The sequence below is a fragment of the Tundrisphaera lichenicola genome (assembly GCF_051175385.1).
Taxonomy (GTDB): domain Bacteria; phylum Planctomycetota; class Planctomycetia; order Isosphaerales; family Isosphaeraceae; genus Tundrisphaera; species Tundrisphaera lichenicola.
The window spans coordinates 3577117-3594496 of the sequence record NZ_CP195106.1; the positions used below are offsets into that span (position 1 = coordinate 3577117).

Annotated in this window: 12 protein-coding genes and 2 pseudogenes; 4 read left to right on the plus strand and 10 right to left on the minus strand. The window is 66.8% G+C overall.

Annotated elements, in window-relative coordinates; translation table 11 throughout:
* Nucleotides 1-325 precede the first annotated feature (325 nt).
* Nucleotides 326-2263, plus strand: a complete 1938-nt coding sequence (gene asnB / locus P12x_RS14260) for an asparagine synthase (glutamine-hydrolyzing) (RefSeq protein WP_435011539.1) — start codon at nucleotides 326-328, stop codon at nucleotides 2261-2263.
* 54 nt (nucleotides 2264-2317) lie between these two features.
* Here asnB and P12x_RS14265 read toward each other — a convergent pair whose 3' ends face one another.
* The gene (locus P12x_RS14265; RefSeq protein ID WP_435011540.1) at nucleotides 2318-3091 is read right to left on the minus strand and encodes a hypothetical protein; all 774 of its coding nucleotides are present in this window, start codon (nucleotides 3089-3091) and stop codon (nucleotides 2318-2320) included.
* Nucleotides 3092-3211: 120 nt separating this feature from the next.
* Between P12x_RS14265 and P12x_RS14270 the strand changes: the two genes are divergently transcribed.
* On the plus strand, nucleotides 3212-4264 hold the full coding sequence (locus P12x_RS14270; protein ID WP_435011541.1) for an acyltransferase family protein: 1053 nt from the start codon (nucleotides 3212-3214) through the stop codon (nucleotides 4262-4264).
* 89 nt (nucleotides 4265-4353) lie between these two features.
* Nucleotides 4354-5055 (plus strand): annotated as a pseudogene (locus P12x_RS14275) (manganese catalase family protein); the annotation flags it as partial.
* A gap of 19 nt (nucleotides 5056-5074) precedes the next feature.
* Here P12x_RS14275 and P12x_RS14280 read toward each other — a convergent pair.
* The 6 genes and pseudogenes from P12x_RS14280 to P12x_RS14305 form a co-directional block, all read right to left on the minus strand.
* Nucleotides 5075-6466, minus strand: coding sequence for a DUF1501 domain-containing protein (locus P12x_RS14280; protein WP_435011542.1), 1392 nt, complete (start codon nucleotides 6464-6466; stop codon nucleotides 5075-5077).
* Nucleotides 6467-6931: 465 nt separating this feature from the next.
* On the minus strand, nucleotides 6932-8548 hold the full coding sequence (locus tag P12x_RS14285) for a M14 family metallopeptidase (RefSeq protein WP_435011543.1): 1617 nt from the start codon (nucleotides 8546-8548) through the stop codon (nucleotides 6932-6934).
* Nucleotides 8549-8566: 18 nt separating this feature from the next.
* The gene (locus tag P12x_RS14290; RefSeq protein WP_435011544.1) at nucleotides 8567-9436 is read right to left on the minus strand and encodes a hypothetical protein; all 870 of its coding nucleotides are present in this window, start codon (nucleotides 9434-9436) and stop codon (nucleotides 8567-8569) included.
* Between the two features lie 518 nt (nucleotides 9437-9954).
* Nucleotides 9955-11016 (minus strand): hypothetical protein, encoded by a 1062-nt coding sequence (locus P12x_RS14295; RefSeq protein ID WP_435011545.1) that lies wholly within the window; start codon nucleotides 11014-11016, stop codon nucleotides 9955-9957.
* A 237-nt stretch (nucleotides 11017-11253) separates the two neighbouring features.
* Entirely contained in the window at nucleotides 11254-12075 is an 822-nt protein-coding gene (locus P12x_RS14300) for a hypothetical protein (protein WP_435011546.1), read from the minus strand.
* 34 nt (nucleotides 12076-12109) lie between these two features.
* A pseudogene (locus P12x_RS14305) lies at nucleotides 12110-13247 on the minus strand (IS630 family transposase).
* A 307-nt stretch (nucleotides 13248-13554) separates the two neighbouring features.
* Here P12x_RS14305 and P12x_RS14310 point away from each other — a divergent pair.
* The gene (locus tag P12x_RS14310; protein WP_435011547.1) at nucleotides 13555-14193 is read left to right on the plus strand and encodes a PEP-CTERM sorting domain-containing protein; all 639 of its coding nucleotides are present in this window, start codon (nucleotides 13555-13557) and stop codon (nucleotides 14191-14193) included.
* Between the two features lie 206 nt (nucleotides 14194-14399).
* Here P12x_RS14310 and P12x_RS14315 read toward each other — a convergent pair whose 3' ends face one another.
* The 3 genes from P12x_RS14315 to P12x_RS14325 all read right to left on the minus strand — a co-directional run bounded on the left by P12x_RS14315 (nucleotide 14400) and on the right by P12x_RS14325 (nucleotide 17372).
* Nucleotides 14400-14693, minus strand: a complete 294-nt coding sequence (locus tag P12x_RS14315) for a hypothetical protein (protein WP_435011548.1) — start codon at nucleotides 14691-14693, stop codon at nucleotides 14400-14402.
* Between the two features lie 205 nt (nucleotides 14694-14898).
* A complete protein-coding gene (locus P12x_RS14320; RefSeq protein ID WP_435011549.1) occupies nucleotides 14899-15543 on the minus strand; it encodes a hypothetical protein in 645 nt (214 codons plus the stop codon).
* An 86-nt stretch (nucleotides 15544-15629) separates the two neighbouring features.
* Nucleotides 15630-17372 carry an ArnT family glycosyltransferase gene (locus P12x_RS14325; protein WP_435011550.1) on the minus strand — a complete coding sequence of 581 codons (1743 nt, stop codon included), beginning with the start codon at nucleotides 17370-17372 and terminating at the stop codon, nucleotides 15630-15632.
* Between the last annotated feature and the right edge of the window lie 8 nt (nucleotides 17373-17380).

The window sequence follows — 17380 nt, forward strand, 5'->3', positions numbered from 1 at the left end:
CCGGGGGCGATTTCGGCGGAGCAAGCTCCTCCTGGCGAAAGCGGAAGCAAGCTTCCGCACTCCAGGGCGGCTTCGCCTCTTCGGGGGCGACGAGCCGCCGGAGGCCTTGGAGTGCGGAAGCTTGCTTCCGCTTTCTCACCCGGAGCTTGCTCCGGGAGCCAACCGCAGCCAACCGACGGATCGTACCCCCAGAAAAACGGGGAACACCCTGAAGTGACGGCTGGCCGCTCCCCGATGGTCGGGGCGAAGGGGCTGTGCTAGGCTGAAGGCCCGGGGCGATCGCGGCTCCGTCCGCGAACGTCCGACGACTCGAAGGGCCCCTAGCATGTGCGGGATCTGCGGCGCGGCCTGGACCGATCCCGCCCGGGCGGTGGGCCGCGATGAACTGGCGGCGATGGTCGCCCGGATCGAACATCGGGGGCCGGACGATTCCGGGACCCGGATCGACGAACACTCCGCGCTGGGGTTCCGACGCCTCTCGATCGTCGACCTCTCGGGCGGGCACCAGCCGCTCTCCAACGAGGATGGCACGGTCTGGACCGTCTTCAACGGCGAGATCTACAACTTCCCCGCGCTCCGGCATCGGCTCGAAGCCCGGGGGCACACGCTCCGGTCGTCGGGCGATACCGAGGTCCTCGTCCACCTCTACGAGGACGAAGGCCTGTCGATGTTCCGCCTGCTCCGGGGGATGTTCGCCCTGGCGATTTGGGACGCCCCCCGTCATCGGCTGGTCCTGGGTCGCGACCGGCTGGGCCAGAAGCCGCTGGTCTACCGGCACGACTCGGGACGGATCGCCTTCGCCAGCGAGCTGAAGGCGCTGATGACCCTGCCCGAGGCCGACCTCCCCCGAAGGCTCGACCCCCTGGCCCTCGACCGCTATCTGGCCTATGGATATATCAACCACCCTTCCACCATCCTCGAAGGGGTTTATAAACTCCCCCCCGCGCATTACGCGGTCTGGCAGGAAGGGCACCTGGAGCTGACCCGGTACTGGGACCCCGACTGGGACCGGGAGATCGACCGCTCCCCCGAGGAGGATGCCGAGGAGCTTCGAGCCACGCTCGACCAGGCGGTCCGCGAGCAGATGGTGGCCGACGTCCCGCTCGGGGCGTTCCTCTCGGGCGGGGTCGATTCCAGCATCATCGTCGGCCTGATGCAGCGGGCTTCCGATCGTCCCGTAAAAACCTTCTCGATCGGCTTCGGCGACCCGGCCTTCGACGAGACCCGGTACGCCGAGATGGTCGCGCAGGCGATGGGGACCGAGCACCACGCCTTCACCGTGGAGCCCCGGGCCTGGGAGACCTTGCCCGCCCTGGCCGAGCAGTTCGACGAGCCGTTCGCGGATAGCTCGGCCCTGCCCACCTGGCACGTCGCCCGCGAGACCCGTCGGCATGTCACCGTGGCCCTGACCGGGGATGCCGGGGACGAACTCTTCGGCGGCTATGACCGATATCGGGCCGTGGCCCTGGCCGACCGGCTGGACCGGCTGCCCGCCGGGCTCCGGGGGTTCCTGGGGGGTCCGCTTGCGCGGGCCTGGCCGACCTCGGTCCGGGCCAAGACCCGGATGCGTCAGGTCCGCCGGATGCTGGAGGGGATCGACCAGGGCCTCGAAGCCCGCTACCTCCGGTGGGTCGGGATGTTCGACGAGACCGCCCGCGCCTCGCTCTATTCCGACGACTTCCTCGAACACCTCGCCCGGTCCGCCGCCCGGAGCCCCGACGAGGCCGATCCTGCCTCGATCCTCGCTCGGGCCTTCGCCGTCGCCCCCAAGCGCGACCCGGTGACGAGGGCTTCCATCGTCGATCTGCTGACCTACCTGCCCGGCGATCTCCTGGTGAAGGTGGACCTGGCCAGCATGGGCCATAGCCTGGAATGCCGGAGCCCGTTCCTCGACCATCGGGTCGTCGAGCTGGCCCTGGCGATGCCGATCCGGCGGAAGCTCCGGCTCCGAGGCGGCCGGTCCAAGGTGGTCCTCAAGGAGGCGTTCGCCGACCTCCTCCCGCCCGAGATCCTCCGACGCCGCAAGATGGGCTTCGGCGTCCCGATCGACCGCTGGTTCCGGGGCGAGTTGAAGGAGGAGCTTCGAGCCGTCCTGCTCGATCCGGTCGCGCTCAACCGGGGCCTGTTCCGGCCCGAGGCGGTGGAGGCGCTGATTGATGAGCATGTCGGGAGTCGTCGCGACCACGCTTATCGCCTCTGGAGTCTCCTGATGCTGGAACTCTGGTTCCGGCATCACATGGATCGCCGGTCCGGGGGCGTTTGAAGTCCGACGAGTCCCGTCGTCCTTGATAGGATCGTGTCGGCGGGCGTCGGCTTATCAGGGTCTTTTCGGATCGGTCGGGCCGACCCCCGTCCGCGTCGAGGCCTGGTGCAATGCCAGGGCCAGGCCGGCCCGATGGCCCAGCCCTCGGGGGGTGAATCCCAGGGTCCGGCCCCCTTCGTCGCCGAAGAGGCATTCCATGATCGTCCGGGGTAGGGTCTCGCCCAGGTCGGGTTCGAGGATCTGCCGGGTGTAGTCGAGTTCCTCGTCGTCGAGGGTCGGGCCGAGGCACCCCGCGCGGGCCATCGCGTCCCCTTCCTGGGCCATGAACTGGGCGAGCGTCCGGGCTTTCCCGTGGCGGTGGATGTAGGCCCATCGGAAGAGCGGGACCAGGACCGCCTCCCGGACCGATCGCTCGGAGGCCGATTCGCTGGACCAGAGGACGCCGGAGAGCCAGCCTCGATCGCGGGTGGAATGCCCCCCGGTCATGAACCCGAATTCGCTCGCGACCCGGTTGGTCCACCCCCCTCCCCGGTCGTCCGCGACGACGAGGCCGACCTTGAGGTTTCCCTCCAGGTCCGCGAGCCGGGCCGATCCTTCCGAGGCCGCCCGCGAGCCGATGACCTCGGCCCCGAGTTCGAGCAGGGCATCGAGCAGGTCCGCGACGTGCTCCCGGGCCATCGGGTTCAGGGCGGCCAGCGGGGCTCGATCGAGGTCGGTCCCGTCCTCGCGGACCATCGTCCGGATGTAGGCGTTGAAGCGGCCGAGCCCGCGCGGGATCCGGTAGAGGTCGCGCTGGATCTCCAGGAGCGGCACATACTCCAGGTTCATGGGGGGCCTCCGTCCTCGGGGTCGGGAAGTCGGAGCGTCCGGCGTGCGAAGTCTCGGGTTGGTCGGCTAGAATGACACGCCGCTGGGCATCGGAGGTTCACTCGGGAGGGTTGGGGCGAGATGATGGGAGGTCGCGCCGGAGATCAGAGTGGCCCCGCCCTCGCGACGCCGCACCGGCCGCAGGTGGACGGGCTCCGGTTCCTCGCGTTCCTGGCGGTGTTCGTCCACCATGCCCGGCCGGAGATCTGCCCCTGGGGCTGGGCGGGGGTCCAGTTCTTCTTCGCCCTCTCGGGATTCCTGATCACCCGGATCCTGATCCGGGGGGAGTCGGGCGAGATCGGGTCGGACCTGAGGCGATACTACATCCGGCGGACGCTCCGGATCTTCCCGCTCTACTATGCCCTGGTGCTGTTCGCGGCGTTCATCTCCCGGGGGGACGACCTGGGGTGGTTCCTCACTTTTACGTATAACGTCCGGGTCTATCTGACCGGGGACTGGGACATGGTGATGGGCCACTTCTGGACGCTCTGCGTCGAGGAGCAGTTCTACCTCCTCTATCCGCTGGCCTTGCTGTTCACGCCCGCCCGTCGACGGGTCGCGTTGATCGTCGGCCTGATCGCCGCCACGAAGGGGTTCCAGATCTATGCCCACCATCGGATGACCATGCCCTGGGCGAGGCTGCTCTTGCCCTATTGCGGAGAGGATCTGCTCTGGGGTTGCCTGGCGGGGATGATCGAGCTTCGAACGAGGCCGGGGCGAGTCGAAGGCCCGGCCTGCTTCGTGGCGGGCTGGCCGATCCTGGTCCTGGCCTGGACCCTGCACGAGCGGCGGTTGCCGATGCCCTCGGCCTTCCAGGAGGTCGGGTCGGTCTCGCTGTTCGGGATCGGGTCGGCCCTGGTGGTCTTCGGCGCCTGGCGGTCGGAGGGTCGGTGGTTCGTCCGGCCCCTGGCGATCGCGCCGATGGCCTACCTCGGGCGGATCAGCTACGGGCTCTACGCGTTCCACCTCCCCGTGATCCGGGGAGGATGGCTCTACGGGGTCCCCTACGCCTACCTGATCCCCCGCCCTTACGGGGCGCTGGCCCTGACGATCATCCTGGCCGTCCTGTCGTGGCACCTCTACGAAGGGCCGATCAACCGGATGAAAGACCGGCTGGCCGGCCGCGGGGCCTGAGAAGTCCCGGCCCGAACCCGGGGGCTTTTGGCCCTCGATTTGCATCCTTCTCCTACGTTCGCCACAACGCCAAGGAGAGGAATTCGAGAATGTACCACCATGTGAAGAAGTTGATGTACACGGTGCGGGTCGACGCCCCGGATCCCCGTTTCGGCCGGATGCTCCTGGAGCAGTTCGGCGGGGCCAACGGCGAACTCGCGGCCGCGATGCAATATTCGGTCCAGGGGCTCAACTGCGAGGACCCGGCCCGGAAAGACCTCCTGATGGACATCGGGACCGAGGAATTGAGCCACCTGGAGGTGATCGGAACGCTGGCCCGCGCCCACCTCAAGCCCACCAAGGCCTCTCGCGAGGCCGCCGAGGCCGACCCGCTGGTCGCCATCTGCGGCGGAGGGGGCGTCGGCCTGTTCAACTCCCAGGGGAACGCCTGGACCGCCGATTATCTGAAGGTCACCGGCGAGCTGGACGTCGACCTCCGGAGCAACATCGCGGCCGAGGCCCGGGCCAAGATCGTCTACGAGCGGCTGATCAACTTCACCGATGACGCCGGATCCAAGGACGCACTCCAGTTCCTCATGACGCGCGAAATCACGCACATGAAGGCATTCATGAAGGCGTTGGAGAGCATGGGCAAGGACCCGCTCTCGGTCGGCCAGATCCCGCCCACGGCGGGCCTCGTCGACCAGTTCTTCAACGACTCCACCGGCGAGGGGGACGCCCGAGGCCCCTGGAACCAGGGAGACGGCTGGGAGTTCGTCGAGGCCCCGGCGTTCCAGAAGTTCAAGGACGGCAAGTAAGAGCCGGCCTCGATCAGGCGAAGAGCGAGGTCAGGGGGCTCCCGTTGTTGATCTGCAAGGGTCGGCCGACGGCATCCTTGACCTCGGTCGCCGGGTCGATCCCCAGGGCGTGAAGGATGGTCGCGCCCAGGTCGTCGGGGCCGACCGCGTCCCGCGCGGGGTAGGCGGCCCACCGGTCGCTGGCTCCGTAGATCTGCCCGCCCCGGACCCCTCCGCCGGCCAGGGCCACCGAGTAGCATCGGGGCCAGTGCTCGCGACCTGCGTTCGCGGCCGTGATCCGGGGGGCCCGGCCGAACTCGCCGGCCCAGACCACCAGGGTCTCGTCCAGGAGCCCCCGCTCGTCCAGGTCTTCCAGGAGCGAGGCGAGCCCCCGGTCGGCCGGCGGCATCAGGTCATTCTTGAGTCGATTGAAATTGTCGCCGTGCGTGTCCCAGAAGTTCCGGCCGTCGTCGTGCCAGTTGACCGTGACCAGGCCGACGCCGGCCTCCACCAGCCTCCGGGCCATCAGGAGGCACTGGCCGTGGATGTTCCGGCCGTATCGCTCCCGGATCTTCGGGTCCTCGCGGTCGAGCAGGAACGCCCCCCGCGCCTCGGCCGAGGCTAGCGCGTCGAGCGCCCGGCCCTGATAGCCATCCCACGATCCCGGCCCCGCACCGCTCATCGACGAGCTGCCCAGCCCCGAGAGGAGCGAGCGACGGTCCGACATCCGGCCCGGCGAGACGCCTTCGGGGAGGTCGAGGCCGCCGACCCGGAAGCCGTCGACGTTGGGGTCGCCGTCGACCCGGAAAGGGTCGTATGCCTTGCCCAGCCAGCCCCCATGCTGCCCGGGAGCCCTCCCGCCGGGCGCGGCCGGATGCGCGACGACCCACGGCATCGTGACCGCCGAAGGGAGCGAACCCGCCGAAGGTCGGAGCTTCGAGACCAGCGAGCCCAGGTGCGGCCAGTCGTTCGAGGACGGGGGCGCGGCGTCGGAGTTGGGCGTCGGGGCGAGGTGGCCGGTCAGCAGTCGATGGGCCGTCGAGAGGTGCGCCGGGTCGCCGTGCGTCATCGACCGGACGACCGCCAGGCGGTGGGCCTGCCGGGCGATCATCGGGAAGTGCTCGGAGATCCGGAGTTCGGGATTGGTCGTGGCGATCGAGGCGAACTCGCCCCGGATCTCGCTGGGCGCGTCGGGCTTGAGGTCCCAGGTGTCGAGCTGGCTCGGCCCGCCCCACTGGAAGATCAGGATGCACGACTTCGCCCGGCCGAATCCCGTCGACGAACCCGACCCTTCGGCCTTCGCCCGCCCTCGGAACAATCCCGGCAAGGTCAGCCCGAGCGATCCCAGGACCCCCGCCCGGAGCGTCTCGCGCCGGGAAGGTTGCCGAAATCCCCGGCACGCACCATTCGCCCTGAGATCGCCCATGAGACCGGCCCCATCGCCTGGCTATTAATGTTAAACTTCTCGTCAACAGCCTAGCCGGATTGCATGGTATTGTCTACCCGAGGTCCGGCGAGGGGCGAGTGGAGTGTGCCTGGGGATTCCCGGGCTTCTCGTCGGTCCAAGGTCTTCGCCCCCTCTCCCCAGCCCTCTCCCACGAGGGGAGAGGGGGTTGGTCTTCGCGGATGTTTCGATCTCCGACCTCTGAGAGTCTGGTCCCCTCTCCCCAACGTGGGAGAGGGTTAGGGAGAGGGGGCGAAGACCAGGAACTACCAGAAAACCCGGGGACACCAAAACGTGCGCAACAGGGAGGATTCGCATCGTCAGGACGTCATCGCGAATCTGCCGAATGCTCGTCTCCCATATCTTCTCCAATCCTCCTCCGCGATAACCCTCGTTTTTCCCAGTCTCGCGCCGCTGCCGCCCTGGGCCTCGGATTGGAAAGAAGGATCAAGGGAAGGGTCGGGTCGCGATCTCGGCCCGGCCCGGGAGGCGGAGCACCGGGAATTCTCGATCTGGCGACCTCGCGAGTTCGTCGTCGAAGACGTTCCAGGTGGCCAGGCCGTCGTCGGATCGGGGTTCGAGGAGGGTGACGGCCAGGCTCCCGAGGGGTTGCGCGGTCCGGACCAGGATCGTCCCGGCGGGGACCTCGCGGGTGGCGCGGGTAGTGGTCGTCCGGGTAATATCCAGTAAGTTGTGCCCTTCGAAGGGGCGGCGAGCCCGGGAGGATTCGTCGACCCGGCTGACTTCGACGTCGAGCTTCGCGGGGGCTTCGAGCGTCTCGACGGCGATCCCGTGGGCCCGGAGGATGTCGATCGCCTTCACGGACCCGGGCGGGACGAGGTAGGCGAAGGGTCGGGCCACTTCCAGCTCGGGGGCGAAGTCGATCTCGATCGCGCAGGGGTAATCGCGGGGCTCTCCGGTCGAGACGGATCGGTCCCCTTCCCGGCGTTCGACGAAGCCGAGGACGGTGGCCTTCTCGGGCAGGGCTCGGGCCTTGGAGCGGATCGCCACTCGGTCGGAGGGATCCCGGCCCGCCTCGATGGTCGAGCGCCGGGCGTCGTCGAGCAGGGTCCGAATCTCGTCGCGGTGGCTCGAGACGAACTCCAGGATCGCCCGGCAGAAGTCGCGGGTGGCGAGGACCCGGTCCTTGTAGGTTGCGTAGGAATAAGCCTCGGAGAGGACCGAGAGCCGGTTCCGGAGCCCGATGTAGGTCGTGCCGAACCGGGGGTTGCCCGGGAACGAGGTCCACCGGGTGTGGTCGTCCTCGAAGTTCCCGTAGAAGAACGACCGGTAGCCGCTCGCCTTTTCGAGCGAGGCCGTCACCTCGGGGAATAATCGCTCGCGCGAGAATCGGATCAGGCGAGCGTCTCCCGCCGGGTTCTTGGGGCCGTCGTAGGTGATGGTGTAGCGGTGGTGCGAGCCGTTGGTGGTGTGGGTGTCGATGACCAGGCTCGGGTCCCAATCGTTGAGGAACCGGACCAGGGCGCGGGACTCGGGGGCTTCCAGCTTCATGAAGTCGCGGTTCAGGTCGAGCCCCTCCGCGTTGGTCCGCCGCCCCATCCCTTCCTCGGGCCCAACCTGGCCGGGCCGGTTGTCCTTGGCGACCCGCTCGTTGCCGTCGGCGTTGTAGATCGGCGCGACGGCCAGGATCAGGTGATCCAGCAGGGGGTGCTCGGGAGCCCGGACGATCTCGCGGACCAGGATCGGCAGACCCTCCTTGCCGTCGACCTCCCCCGCGTGGATGTTGCCGAAGAGGAAGACCACCAGCTTGCCCGACGCCCTCGCCTCGGCGGGCGTCGACACCGGCGGGTCGGCCACGATCATCAGGGGGATCGACCGCCCCTCGACCGACCGGCCCAGCTCGGCCAGTCGGATCAACGGGGACGACTTCGCCAGCGCCTCGCAGAGCCGGACCACCTCGGCATGCCGGGCGGTAGCCTTGAAGCCGGACTTCTCGGCGACGGTCCGCAACTCCTCGGGCAAGGCGTCCTGGGCCGGTGTCAGGCCCGACACCGACAGGAGGACGACGATCGGGGCGACCCATGCGGTCGAGTTTCGGGGCATCCGGGGACCTTTCCTGAATCAGTTCGCGACCGGTTCGAGCCGTCGAGGCTGGTCGGCGATCGTGAGGGCTTCGAGCCTCCGGTCGGACCAGGGGCGATTGGCCCCGGCCCGGGGTCCCGGATACGCGGAGCGCTGGCGGGGGCGGTTGAAGTGGAGGCACCGGCCGTAGAAGGCGTCGATCAGGTGCCCGGCCTCGGGGTCGTGGAAGGCGATGGTCTCGATCACGTCTTCCCAGGCCATCGAGCGGACGTCGACCCGGTCGAGGGTCGGCTCGAACCAGTCGGCCAGCCAGGCGTCGCGCTCGCCGCCGTACTCCTCGACCCTCCGACGGACCTTGCCCCGGATCGCCTCGATGGCGGTGTCTCGGGCGAAGACCCCGTCGTCGATCCGCGACCTCGGGGCCAGGATCAGGAACGAGAGATCCTCCATCCCCGAGGGCTCGCGCCCGGACCTCCGGAGGACCTCGGCCAGGCAGGCGACGCTCCGGGCAGCCTGGTCGAAATAGGGGGCGTTCTTGATCCCGGCGGAGAGCCGGTTGAACAGCTTGGCCTCCAGCAGGACGAGCTGACGGGCGTCCGGGGCCAGCGCCAGGCCCGACGAGCCCGGGTCGCCGATCTTGAAGTGGCCGATTACCGCGTCGGCATGCGTCCGGGACTCGCCCAGCGTGTCCCCCCGATATCGGGGGAGGAAGGCCGAGGGGAGCCAGGACTCGGAGAACCACCGGGCCCCGACGCGAGGGGACATCGGATAGTGGTCTCCCCCGTGCCGGTCGAACCAGTCGACGACCAGGCGCAGGAGCCACTGCTCGCCGAAGAGCGAGGTCGGAGGGAGGACCGGATTCCCGGCCTCCGACCGCTCCAGCATCGCCATGATCCGCCCGATGATCATTCGATTCGGCCTCGGATGGTTGTCCTGAATAAGCCAATTGTAGCGGATTCGATCCCGAGGGGCGATCCTGTTCGGATGTCCGGCGGGAGGGGGGAGAATTCTTGAAAGATCCGAGATCCGATGCCGTTGGTTCCCGGAGCAAGCTCCGGGGTGGAAAGCGTGAGCAAGCTCCCGCACTCCAAAGCGGCTTCGCCGCGTCGATCATCAGGCCGCCGGAGGCCTTGGAGTGCGTGAGCTTGCTCACGCTTTGCTCGGCCGGAGCTTGCTCCGCCGGTTTGGGACCGCCGGTTGGCTTCGTTTCGTCGGAGCAATGGCTTCGATCGGGCATCAACCCGACTCGGGGCCAATCCCAGCCCTGAATCATGTTTCGTTGATGGATTTGGTTGGTAAACATGGAGCAAACCACCTCTTTTCTCCAAAATCACCCCAGAAATCACGACCCCGGCGCATGAAGCAGCAACCTCGGCCCGAAATCTCGGCCGGTCCGATCGAGTTCGGATGATTTTCCCCTCCGACCCTCAGGCCCTCAGCCGTTCGACCTTCCGGCGTCGGGCTTCTCGGCGAGCCTCGGCCTTCTTCATCCTTTTCTCAAGCCTGGAGGCAAGGACCCGAGGCACGTCGAGTTCCTCGCCGGGCTTGGGGATTTCATCCGGTTCGAGGCAGAAGGGCGGGTGCGGGGCCTTCCTCTGCCAGTGCTCCAGGGGCTTCGATTCGGGCTCGGGCGGGTCTTCGCGGACCGCCTCCCACTTCGGGTAGAGGTCGGGATTCGGGGCCCGGTGCGGCGACTCGTAACGGAGCTGCGACAGGCACCAGCGGAGCCGCCGATGCAGGCTCGACTCGTAACGTCGGAGCCTCTTCAACTCTTGATCCGAGTCGTCGGTCAGGTCGGAGGAGCGGAGGAATTGCTCGACCTCGTCGAGGTCGCTCACCAGCTCGCGACGCTCTTTCAACGCGGCGATCTCGCGACGGGCCACGACCGCCGGGTCGTCCGGCCCCTCGATCACCTTGCCCTCCAGATCCAGCGAGGCCCCCGGCCGATGCCCCTCGCGGAACTCCCTGGGAGTGCCCAGGAGGTTGAAGGCGAGCGTGGTCTGATCGGGGGTCCAACATCCTTTCACGTCGGCCGCATGGGCCAGCATCGCCCAGCGAGTCATCATCCAGAGGCACCCCTGAGGCGTCCGGCCCAGGCTTTCGACCACCTCGCCGGGCCGTTTCTCGATCTGCCCGCCCAGGATCTCGGCCTTGAGCTTCTCGTCATCCTCCCACGTCAATTCCGCCCGGAGGGCGATCTTGTCGCGGACCCGCCGCTCGATCCGCACGCATCGGTCGATCCGCAGGCTGAGCACGGCCACCTGGTCGACCAGCCAGGCATGGAACCGATTCTGGGGCTTGAGCGTGTTGAAATAAGAGTCGGATCGCGCCTGGACCGTCGCGAAGTCTTCATGAACGACGATCGACGAGCAAAGCCCATGCTTCAACGCATTGGCGCGGGACTTTGCCTTGCCCTCCTCCGTCTTCGGGCCGGTGCTCTTGAGGGCATTCCGGCGATTCGCTTCGCGACGTGCTTCGGAGACGATCATGGCGCGGCCTCGCGGGTGTGGAAAGTCGTGAGGGATCTCCCTCGAACTTTCGGGCCCGCGATCGGCCGGTTAGCACACTTACCGGTATGGAACGGATGGAATCACGACTTTTCGCGGATCGGTCGGGCAGGTTACACCGCAAACGGTGGATTTAAAGTGTGTTGAAGTGGTCGAGATTTGATTTTCGTATAGGCGGTTGACAAGGCTCACTCGCACTTCATCCGAGCCGCTCAAGAGCTAGTCATGGCCTGACTCGTGGCCTTTCTCCCAGAACGTAGGTCCCACTTCGGGGAAGTATCTCGACATCCGATTCTTCATCTCTACGCACTTGGAACTCAGCACCTCGTCGCGATCCGCTCGCCCCTCGATCAGGTCTCGTCCAGCCATCAGGTGCGCGTAGATCTCGGCCTTGTCCTCCTCCGGGCCCGACCTCGAATATCTGTTGAGGAAGCCCGGAACCGACTCATCCGGACGGGTTGCGCCAGGGGCCCTCTCATGCCGCCCACCCTCTCCGTAGCGGAAGCTCCCTTGATTCAGACCTGCCCAACCAGGGTCGGGACTATACTCGGCATTGTGTCTCAAGTCGATCAGGTGAAACAGTTCGTGGTGAATTGTTCTGCGGGCGAAATCCTTCGAGCCCCGATGGCCCGGCACCAGCAGGTAAATCGTCCTCTCTCTCCAGCCCGCCAGCCCGGCCGCCGACTGCTCGCAATCTGTAAGTCCCCCACAGAGCACGACGCTCCGCAAGCCCGCCTCGCCGAGCATCCGTGGCGTGTAGAGGCCCAGTTCCGCCTTCAGGAGGGGGAGGTACGCGTGCCAATCCGCCTCGGGCGGGGCCTCGGCATGGACCGTCGAAAGGAATTCAGTGGCCGTGCCACCCTCAGTGACGACCATCAAGCGGACCCCGCCCAGATCGGCGACCTCGGCCAGTGTCATGGGGCGGCCCCACAGTGCCTCATAGAGGTATTTCGAGGCGAAGGAGGTGGCGATGATCGCGATGATGGAGTATCGGATCAGGGTAGCCCCCCTGCTGGTCAACCAAAGTTGTGGCAGCCTCATGCTGGGTCTCAGTTCTCGTAGTAGTTCATCGACGCTAAAATTGTGGGTAAAGGTACCTCAGCTTGACCCGGGCATCGGCCGTCGTGAACTTCCAGATCACCCGACCGCCCTCGGCGTTCCGGGCTCGCTCCCACGCGGCGCACTCGGCGGCCAGGAGTTCGGGCTCCCCGATCCGACGGGCCAGGCACTGCCGGGCCAGCACCGAGAGCTCGATCTCCGCCACGTTCAGCCAGCTCCCGTTGCGCGGCGTGTGCACGATCTCCAGCCGCCGCGCCAGCCGGCGCGCCTCCGCCGCCGGGAACGCCGCGTACAGCGACGCGGTCGTGTGCGTGTTCAGGTTGTCGCAGACCAGCCGGACCTTGCGCGCCGCCGGGTAGTCCTCGTCCAGCAGTCGCCTGACCTCGTGCGCCCAGTCGACCCGCGTGCGGCTCTCCCGGCAGCTGACCCGCCGCCAGCCCCGGTTCGGGTCGAAGAACATGAAGATCGCCTGCACCCCCTTGCGCTCGTAGTGGTAGTCCTCCCGCGCCGCACGGCCGCGGGCCGGCGGGAGCGGGTCGTGGAGGCCTTCCAGCATCTGCTTGGCCGCCTCGTCCATGCAGACCGTCGGCTCCTCCTCGCTCGGCGGCATCGCGTACACGTCGAGGACCTCCTCCATCTGCGCGACGAACCGGGCCGAATCCCGCTCCGGGATGCACCACGACTCGGCCTTCAGCCAGGGCTTCAGCGCGTTTCAGCGCCCTGCGGACCGTCTCGACCGAGACCTCGGTGACCAGCTTGCGGGCCATCAACTCGCCGGCCAGGAGCTTGAGCGTCCAGCGGGCCCGGCCCTCCGGCGGCGGGCCGCAGTGGATGGCGACCAGGTGGGCCTCGACGTGGCCATCGATCTTGGGGGGGACCGGCGGTGCTTCGCGGGCCTTGCGCCCGAAGGCGGCGTCGGGCCCTCCGGCGACGAAGCTCTTGCGGACCCGGGCGACGGTGTTGACGTGCATCCCGAGGGCCTCGCCGATCCAGGCGTCGTTGCGGCGGCCCTCCGGGTGGGCCTCGTCGGCGTGGAGCAACAGCCTGGCGTACCGGGCCTTACGGGCCGGCGTCCGGCCGTCACGGGCGGTCCGTTCGAGGTCCCGGCGCTGCTCGGCGGTGAGGTGGACCTGGCATTTCAGAGCGGAGTTCATCGGGTCGGCCTCCGGTGCCCGGATGGTGTCGGAAATCCGACCCGATTTTACCCACTTCTTTAGCGTCGATGAACTAGTAGGGTGAGCACCGCCCACCGGCATCTCGGCTAGACTCGCCCCTTGTGGGAGAGGGCTGGGGAGAGGGGGCGAAGATCTCGGATCGACGTAACCTTACCAGGAATCCGCGGGTGTACCCATCCGATGCCGTGGCTCAACCGGGCTGGTGGAAGTCGCCGAATCCTGGTTTATTTGCAGAATGTTATCAATTCGAGGATAACACCGAGAGAACACCCGGAAAGGATTCCCGATGAAGACCTGCCGCTCGCTCTCCCTCGCGGTGGCGATCCCACTGCTGGTCGCCGGGCTGGCCTCGGCGAGCCCCATCACCTACGCCTTCACCGGGACCCTGCAAGCCCCGATCCAGGGGCTCAACGGGGCCGATCAGTTCAGCGGCACGTTCACCATCGACGGCGACCCGACCCCGAACGCCCAGACGGGATCGGTTTACGAGGGTGGGAACGATGTCGCGGTCACTCTGAAGATCGGCGGCCAGTCTTTCACGTTCACCAACTCTCCCACCGGGCTCTCCTCGGCTGAGTTTACCGCCGGCACGTCCCCCACTTGGTTGAACATGCCAGTTGGACCGCGTCAGGATGAGATAACCGTTAATGGGAACACCAGCAGTGCAGATGCGAAAATCTCATTTGGGATGAGTTTCTATAATCCCGCGTCGATGGATCATCTTTCCGACCTGAGGACGTTGATGATTAACCTTGGCACGGGAAGTTCCTATATCACTTTCGGTCATAACTCGGCGGATTCATACGCCGGTGGTGGGAACATCACCTCGATCGGACTCGTGCCGACCTCGACCCCTGAGCCCAGCACGCTGGCGGTCTTCGTGGTGCTCGGCGTGGTCGCGATGTCGCGGCGACGCCGATCGTGAAGTCGTTCGTGTCCCCCGGTAGGGCAAGCCTTGCCGGGTGCCATGCTCTCGCGAAGCGGCAGGGGTGGCAGGGGTCTTGCGGTACTCCGCCACCCCGGCCTGGAATCCGACATGCATCCGGAGGACCGGGGTTGCGGAGTACCGCAAGACCCCTGCCACCCAGACCGGACGAATCCGGGAGATTGGAGATTATTGAATTGGCGATCCTAAGCGTCGGTCTCCATGGGATACCAGGTGAACCCCGGCTGTTGGGCGGGCGCGGAGTCGCGGGGTAGCTCGGCTATCTGCTCGAAGTAGATTCGAGCCATCCCGGCCGCCTGGTCGCCGGCCAGCGGCTTGAGCCGAGGCTCATCGCGGAGGCCGGTCAGGGCGAGCGTTTCGGCGTCGCCGGCATCAGCCGCCTCGACGAATCGGGTCGTGAAGAAGCCGACGAGCCCCGACACGCCGGCCAGGGCGCCTGGGAATTGCTCGCCCCGGATGGAGCACTGGAACCACGCCAAGGTTGAGTCCTTCGCCGCCTCCGGATGGATTGTCGAGTTCTCGTAGGGTGGGCACCTACCACCGACATCTCGGCTAGATGGGGTGGGCGGTGCCCACCCTACTTCTACTTTCAGCCTCGCGAACGGCCGGTTAACACACTTCCCGAGTCGGCAGCCCCTGATTGGCCCCGGCACCTAATCACGTATCAGGGGGCGCGGCTTCCAATTATAGTGGTTGCACCACAACCTCGAGGATCACATAAAGGATCCAGGTCAGGCCCAGCGAACGACCCGCGAGATCGAGCCAATTCCGCTTGGGCCTCCATCGCCGACCCATGGCCGCCATCGTCCAGATCGAACAGACCGAACAGGCGATGGGTCGGATAGCTTGCTGGATATACTGAGCAACGACATCTTCCAGGAAATCGCCAGGTGCCAGGAAAAAGTCTGTCTCGAAAGGTTGCGCCGACCGGAATTGACCGAGAATTTCCAGGCCATAATTCCCACGGCGGTATTCATCCCCGAAGTACAGGCCGCATGACGCTGCCAGGGTCAACGAGGCCATCCAGCAGGCCGAGACGCCCGGCCACTCGGTGAGCTGGCCGATTGTCGGTCGCGGCTTTCTCAGCGTGAGGAGCGATATGGTCACCGTCCATGAAATCCCCATCGGCGACAATATAAATAGCCAGTTGTATGAGTAATACAATGACCATTTCCATTCTCTGACGCTGAGGGGCAAGACCCGATTGAGCGTGAAATTCTCGTTATGGTTGCTATTGAATATCATGATCGATAGAACTATCCCCACCGCCGTGGCCGCGACGAGGCAGATCAAGTCGAACAGAGTAAGTCCGCGATTGTCCTTTTCCATAGACTCCCCCCGATCGCCGGATTGCCTTGCCTCTACTCCAGCGACGACGAGTCACGGGTTGCCCCCGGCGTCGAGGAGAATGCCACTCACGAACGACCACTCGTCGGCTCCTCCTCGTCGGGGATGGGTCGGCCCGTGCGCCGGGCCTCCCAGGCGTCTCGGATCCGGGGGTCTTTCAGGTCGTACAGGAAGAAGGTGTAGCCGGCCCGGTCCGAGGGGAAGTGGCCGAAGGTCTGGATCAACTCGGGGATCGGCCCGTAGGCCCCCTGCATTGAGGTGGCGGAGATCGCCAGCCAGTCGCATTCGGCGGCGATCTCGTCGTTGCTGGTCATCCAGTCGGCCGATCGGAGCCCGTAGGCGCCCGGTCTCGCCGTGCCGAAGTAGCAGAGGGCGACCTTCCGATACTGGCGGGCCTCCAGCTCGCGGCGGAGCGTGGGGAGGTCCTGCCCCCAGTCGAGGCTGGAATCGACCAGATAGCGATACCCCTCGCGGGGGCCTCCGCACAGGCTGTTGAAGTAGCTCAGGTAATGGGGCGCGATCCCCGCCAGGCTGATGGCCTGCCAGGCCAGCAAGGCCACTCCCAGGGCGATCGCCCGGACTCGCCGGCGGCTGGCCAACTCGCCGATCCAGTCGACGGCCAGCAGGATCGCCAGCGGGTAGATCAGGAGCATGTAGCGGTGGCCGATGTTCAGCTTGCTGGCGATCCCCGCCGCCAGCATGATCGCGATCGACCCGAGCCAGAGCCGGCGGGTCGGGTCGCGCCAGGTCGATCGACGGGTGGCCAAAAAGGAGGCCAGGGCGAACATCAGGAGTTCGGCGGGGGTGCTCTTGATCGCGATCGTCACCGGGAAGAAATACCACCAGCCGTGGAACGAGTGCCGGCCCATCAGGAAGGCCGAGTGGCCCTCCGACGCGTGGTTCATCTGGCCGACGAAGGTGTCGATCGCCAGGGGCATGCCCGACCGGTTCACGACCTCCATGATCGCCTCGCCGTTGGGAAGGAGGTTGGCGATCATCGGGAGGATCACCGGGACGGTCGTCTGGGTCCCGGAGGAGCCGAACGGGGCCAGGTGGAATCCGTAGAAGGCCCAGTCGACCAGGAAGGCCAGCCCGACCAGCGCCGCCATCCCCGAACCGATCCGGAGCAAGGTCGCCAGGGCGAAGTCGGTTTTGGTCTTCCCGGGGGGACGTTGCCTCGGCGTCTTGATCAGCAACTCCATCAGGGCGATCGGGAACAGGAACACCGCGCTCTGCTTCGAGGCCAGGGCCGCGCCGATGGCCGCCCCCACCGCGAGGAACGAGCCCTTCGACGGCCGGGCCTGGTACCGATTCAGGACCGCCAGCGCGACCAGGGCAAAGAGGACGAAACAGGCGTCGGTGGTCGCGATCGAGGCCGCCGCCAGGACGCTCGGCGAGAGCCCGACCAGGGCACCCCCCAGCAGCCCGACCACCCACCCCTTCCGACGAGTCAGCCAGCCGAAGCATAGGAGGACCGTCGGCACGCCGATCAGGGTCGAGGTCATCAGCCGGGCCTGGCGGATCAGGTCGGGCATGGCCGCTTCCCACTCATCGGACTCGGCGATGGGCTCCCTCTTGATCGTGGGTAGCCCGTATTCCAGGAGGATCGGCAAGGGGGGGCACATCGGGCTGGCCAGGCTGGCGAAGTCGTTTCGCTGGTAGATGCAGACGCCCATCCGGATGTAGGTGTACTCGTCGTACGTCTCGCAGGTCGAGTTGCGGAAGAGCCCGGTCAGGAACAGGACCATCGAGCCCAGGCCCGCCGGGACCAGCAGCCAGGTCATCGGGAGCCTCAAGCCTCGACGGTCCATCGATTCGC

Bases quoted from the DNA above. Each gene is read 5' to 3' on its own strand.
- asnB (WP_435011539.1), top strand. From the start codon at position 326: ATGTGCGGGATCTGCGGCGCGGCCTGGACCGATCCCGCCCGGGCGGTG.
- P12x_RS14265 (WP_435011540.1), bottom strand. From the start codon at position 3,091: ATGAACCTGGAGTATGTGCCGCTCCTGGAGATCCAGCGCGACCTCTAC.
- P12x_RS14270 (WP_435011541.1), top strand. From the start codon at position 3,212: ATGATGGGAGGTCGCGCCGGAGATCAGAGTGGCCCCGCCCTCGCGACG.
- P12x_RS14280 (WP_435011542.1), bottom strand. From the start codon at position 6,466: ATGGGCGATCTCAGGGCGAATGGTGCGTGCCGGGGATTTCGGCAACCT.
- P12x_RS14285 (WP_435011543.1), bottom strand. From the start codon at position 8,548: ATGCCCCGAAACTCGACCGCATGGGTCGCCCCGATCGTCGTCCTCCTG.
- P12x_RS14290 (WP_435011544.1), bottom strand. From the start codon at position 9,436: ATGATCATCGGGCGGATCATGGCGATGCTGGAGCGGTCGGAGGCCGGG.
- P12x_RS14295 (WP_435011545.1), bottom strand. From the start codon at position 11,016: ATGATCGTCTCCGAAGCACGTCGCGAAGCGAATCGCCGGAATGCCCTC.
- P12x_RS14300 (WP_435011546.1), bottom strand. From the start codon at position 12,075: ATGAGGCTGCCACAACTTTGGTTGACCAGCAGGGGGGCTACCCTGATC.
- P12x_RS14310 (WP_435011547.1), top strand. From the start codon at position 13,555: ATGAAGACCTGCCGCTCGCTCTCCCTCGCGGTGGCGATCCCACTGCTG.
- P12x_RS14320 (WP_435011549.1), bottom strand. From the start codon at position 15,543: ATGGAAAAGGACAATCGCGGACTTACTCTGTTCGACTTGATCTGCCTC.
- P12x_RS14325 (WP_435011550.1), bottom strand. From the start codon at position 17,372: ATGGACCGTCGAGGCTTGAGGCTCCCGATGACCTGGCTGCTGGTCCCG.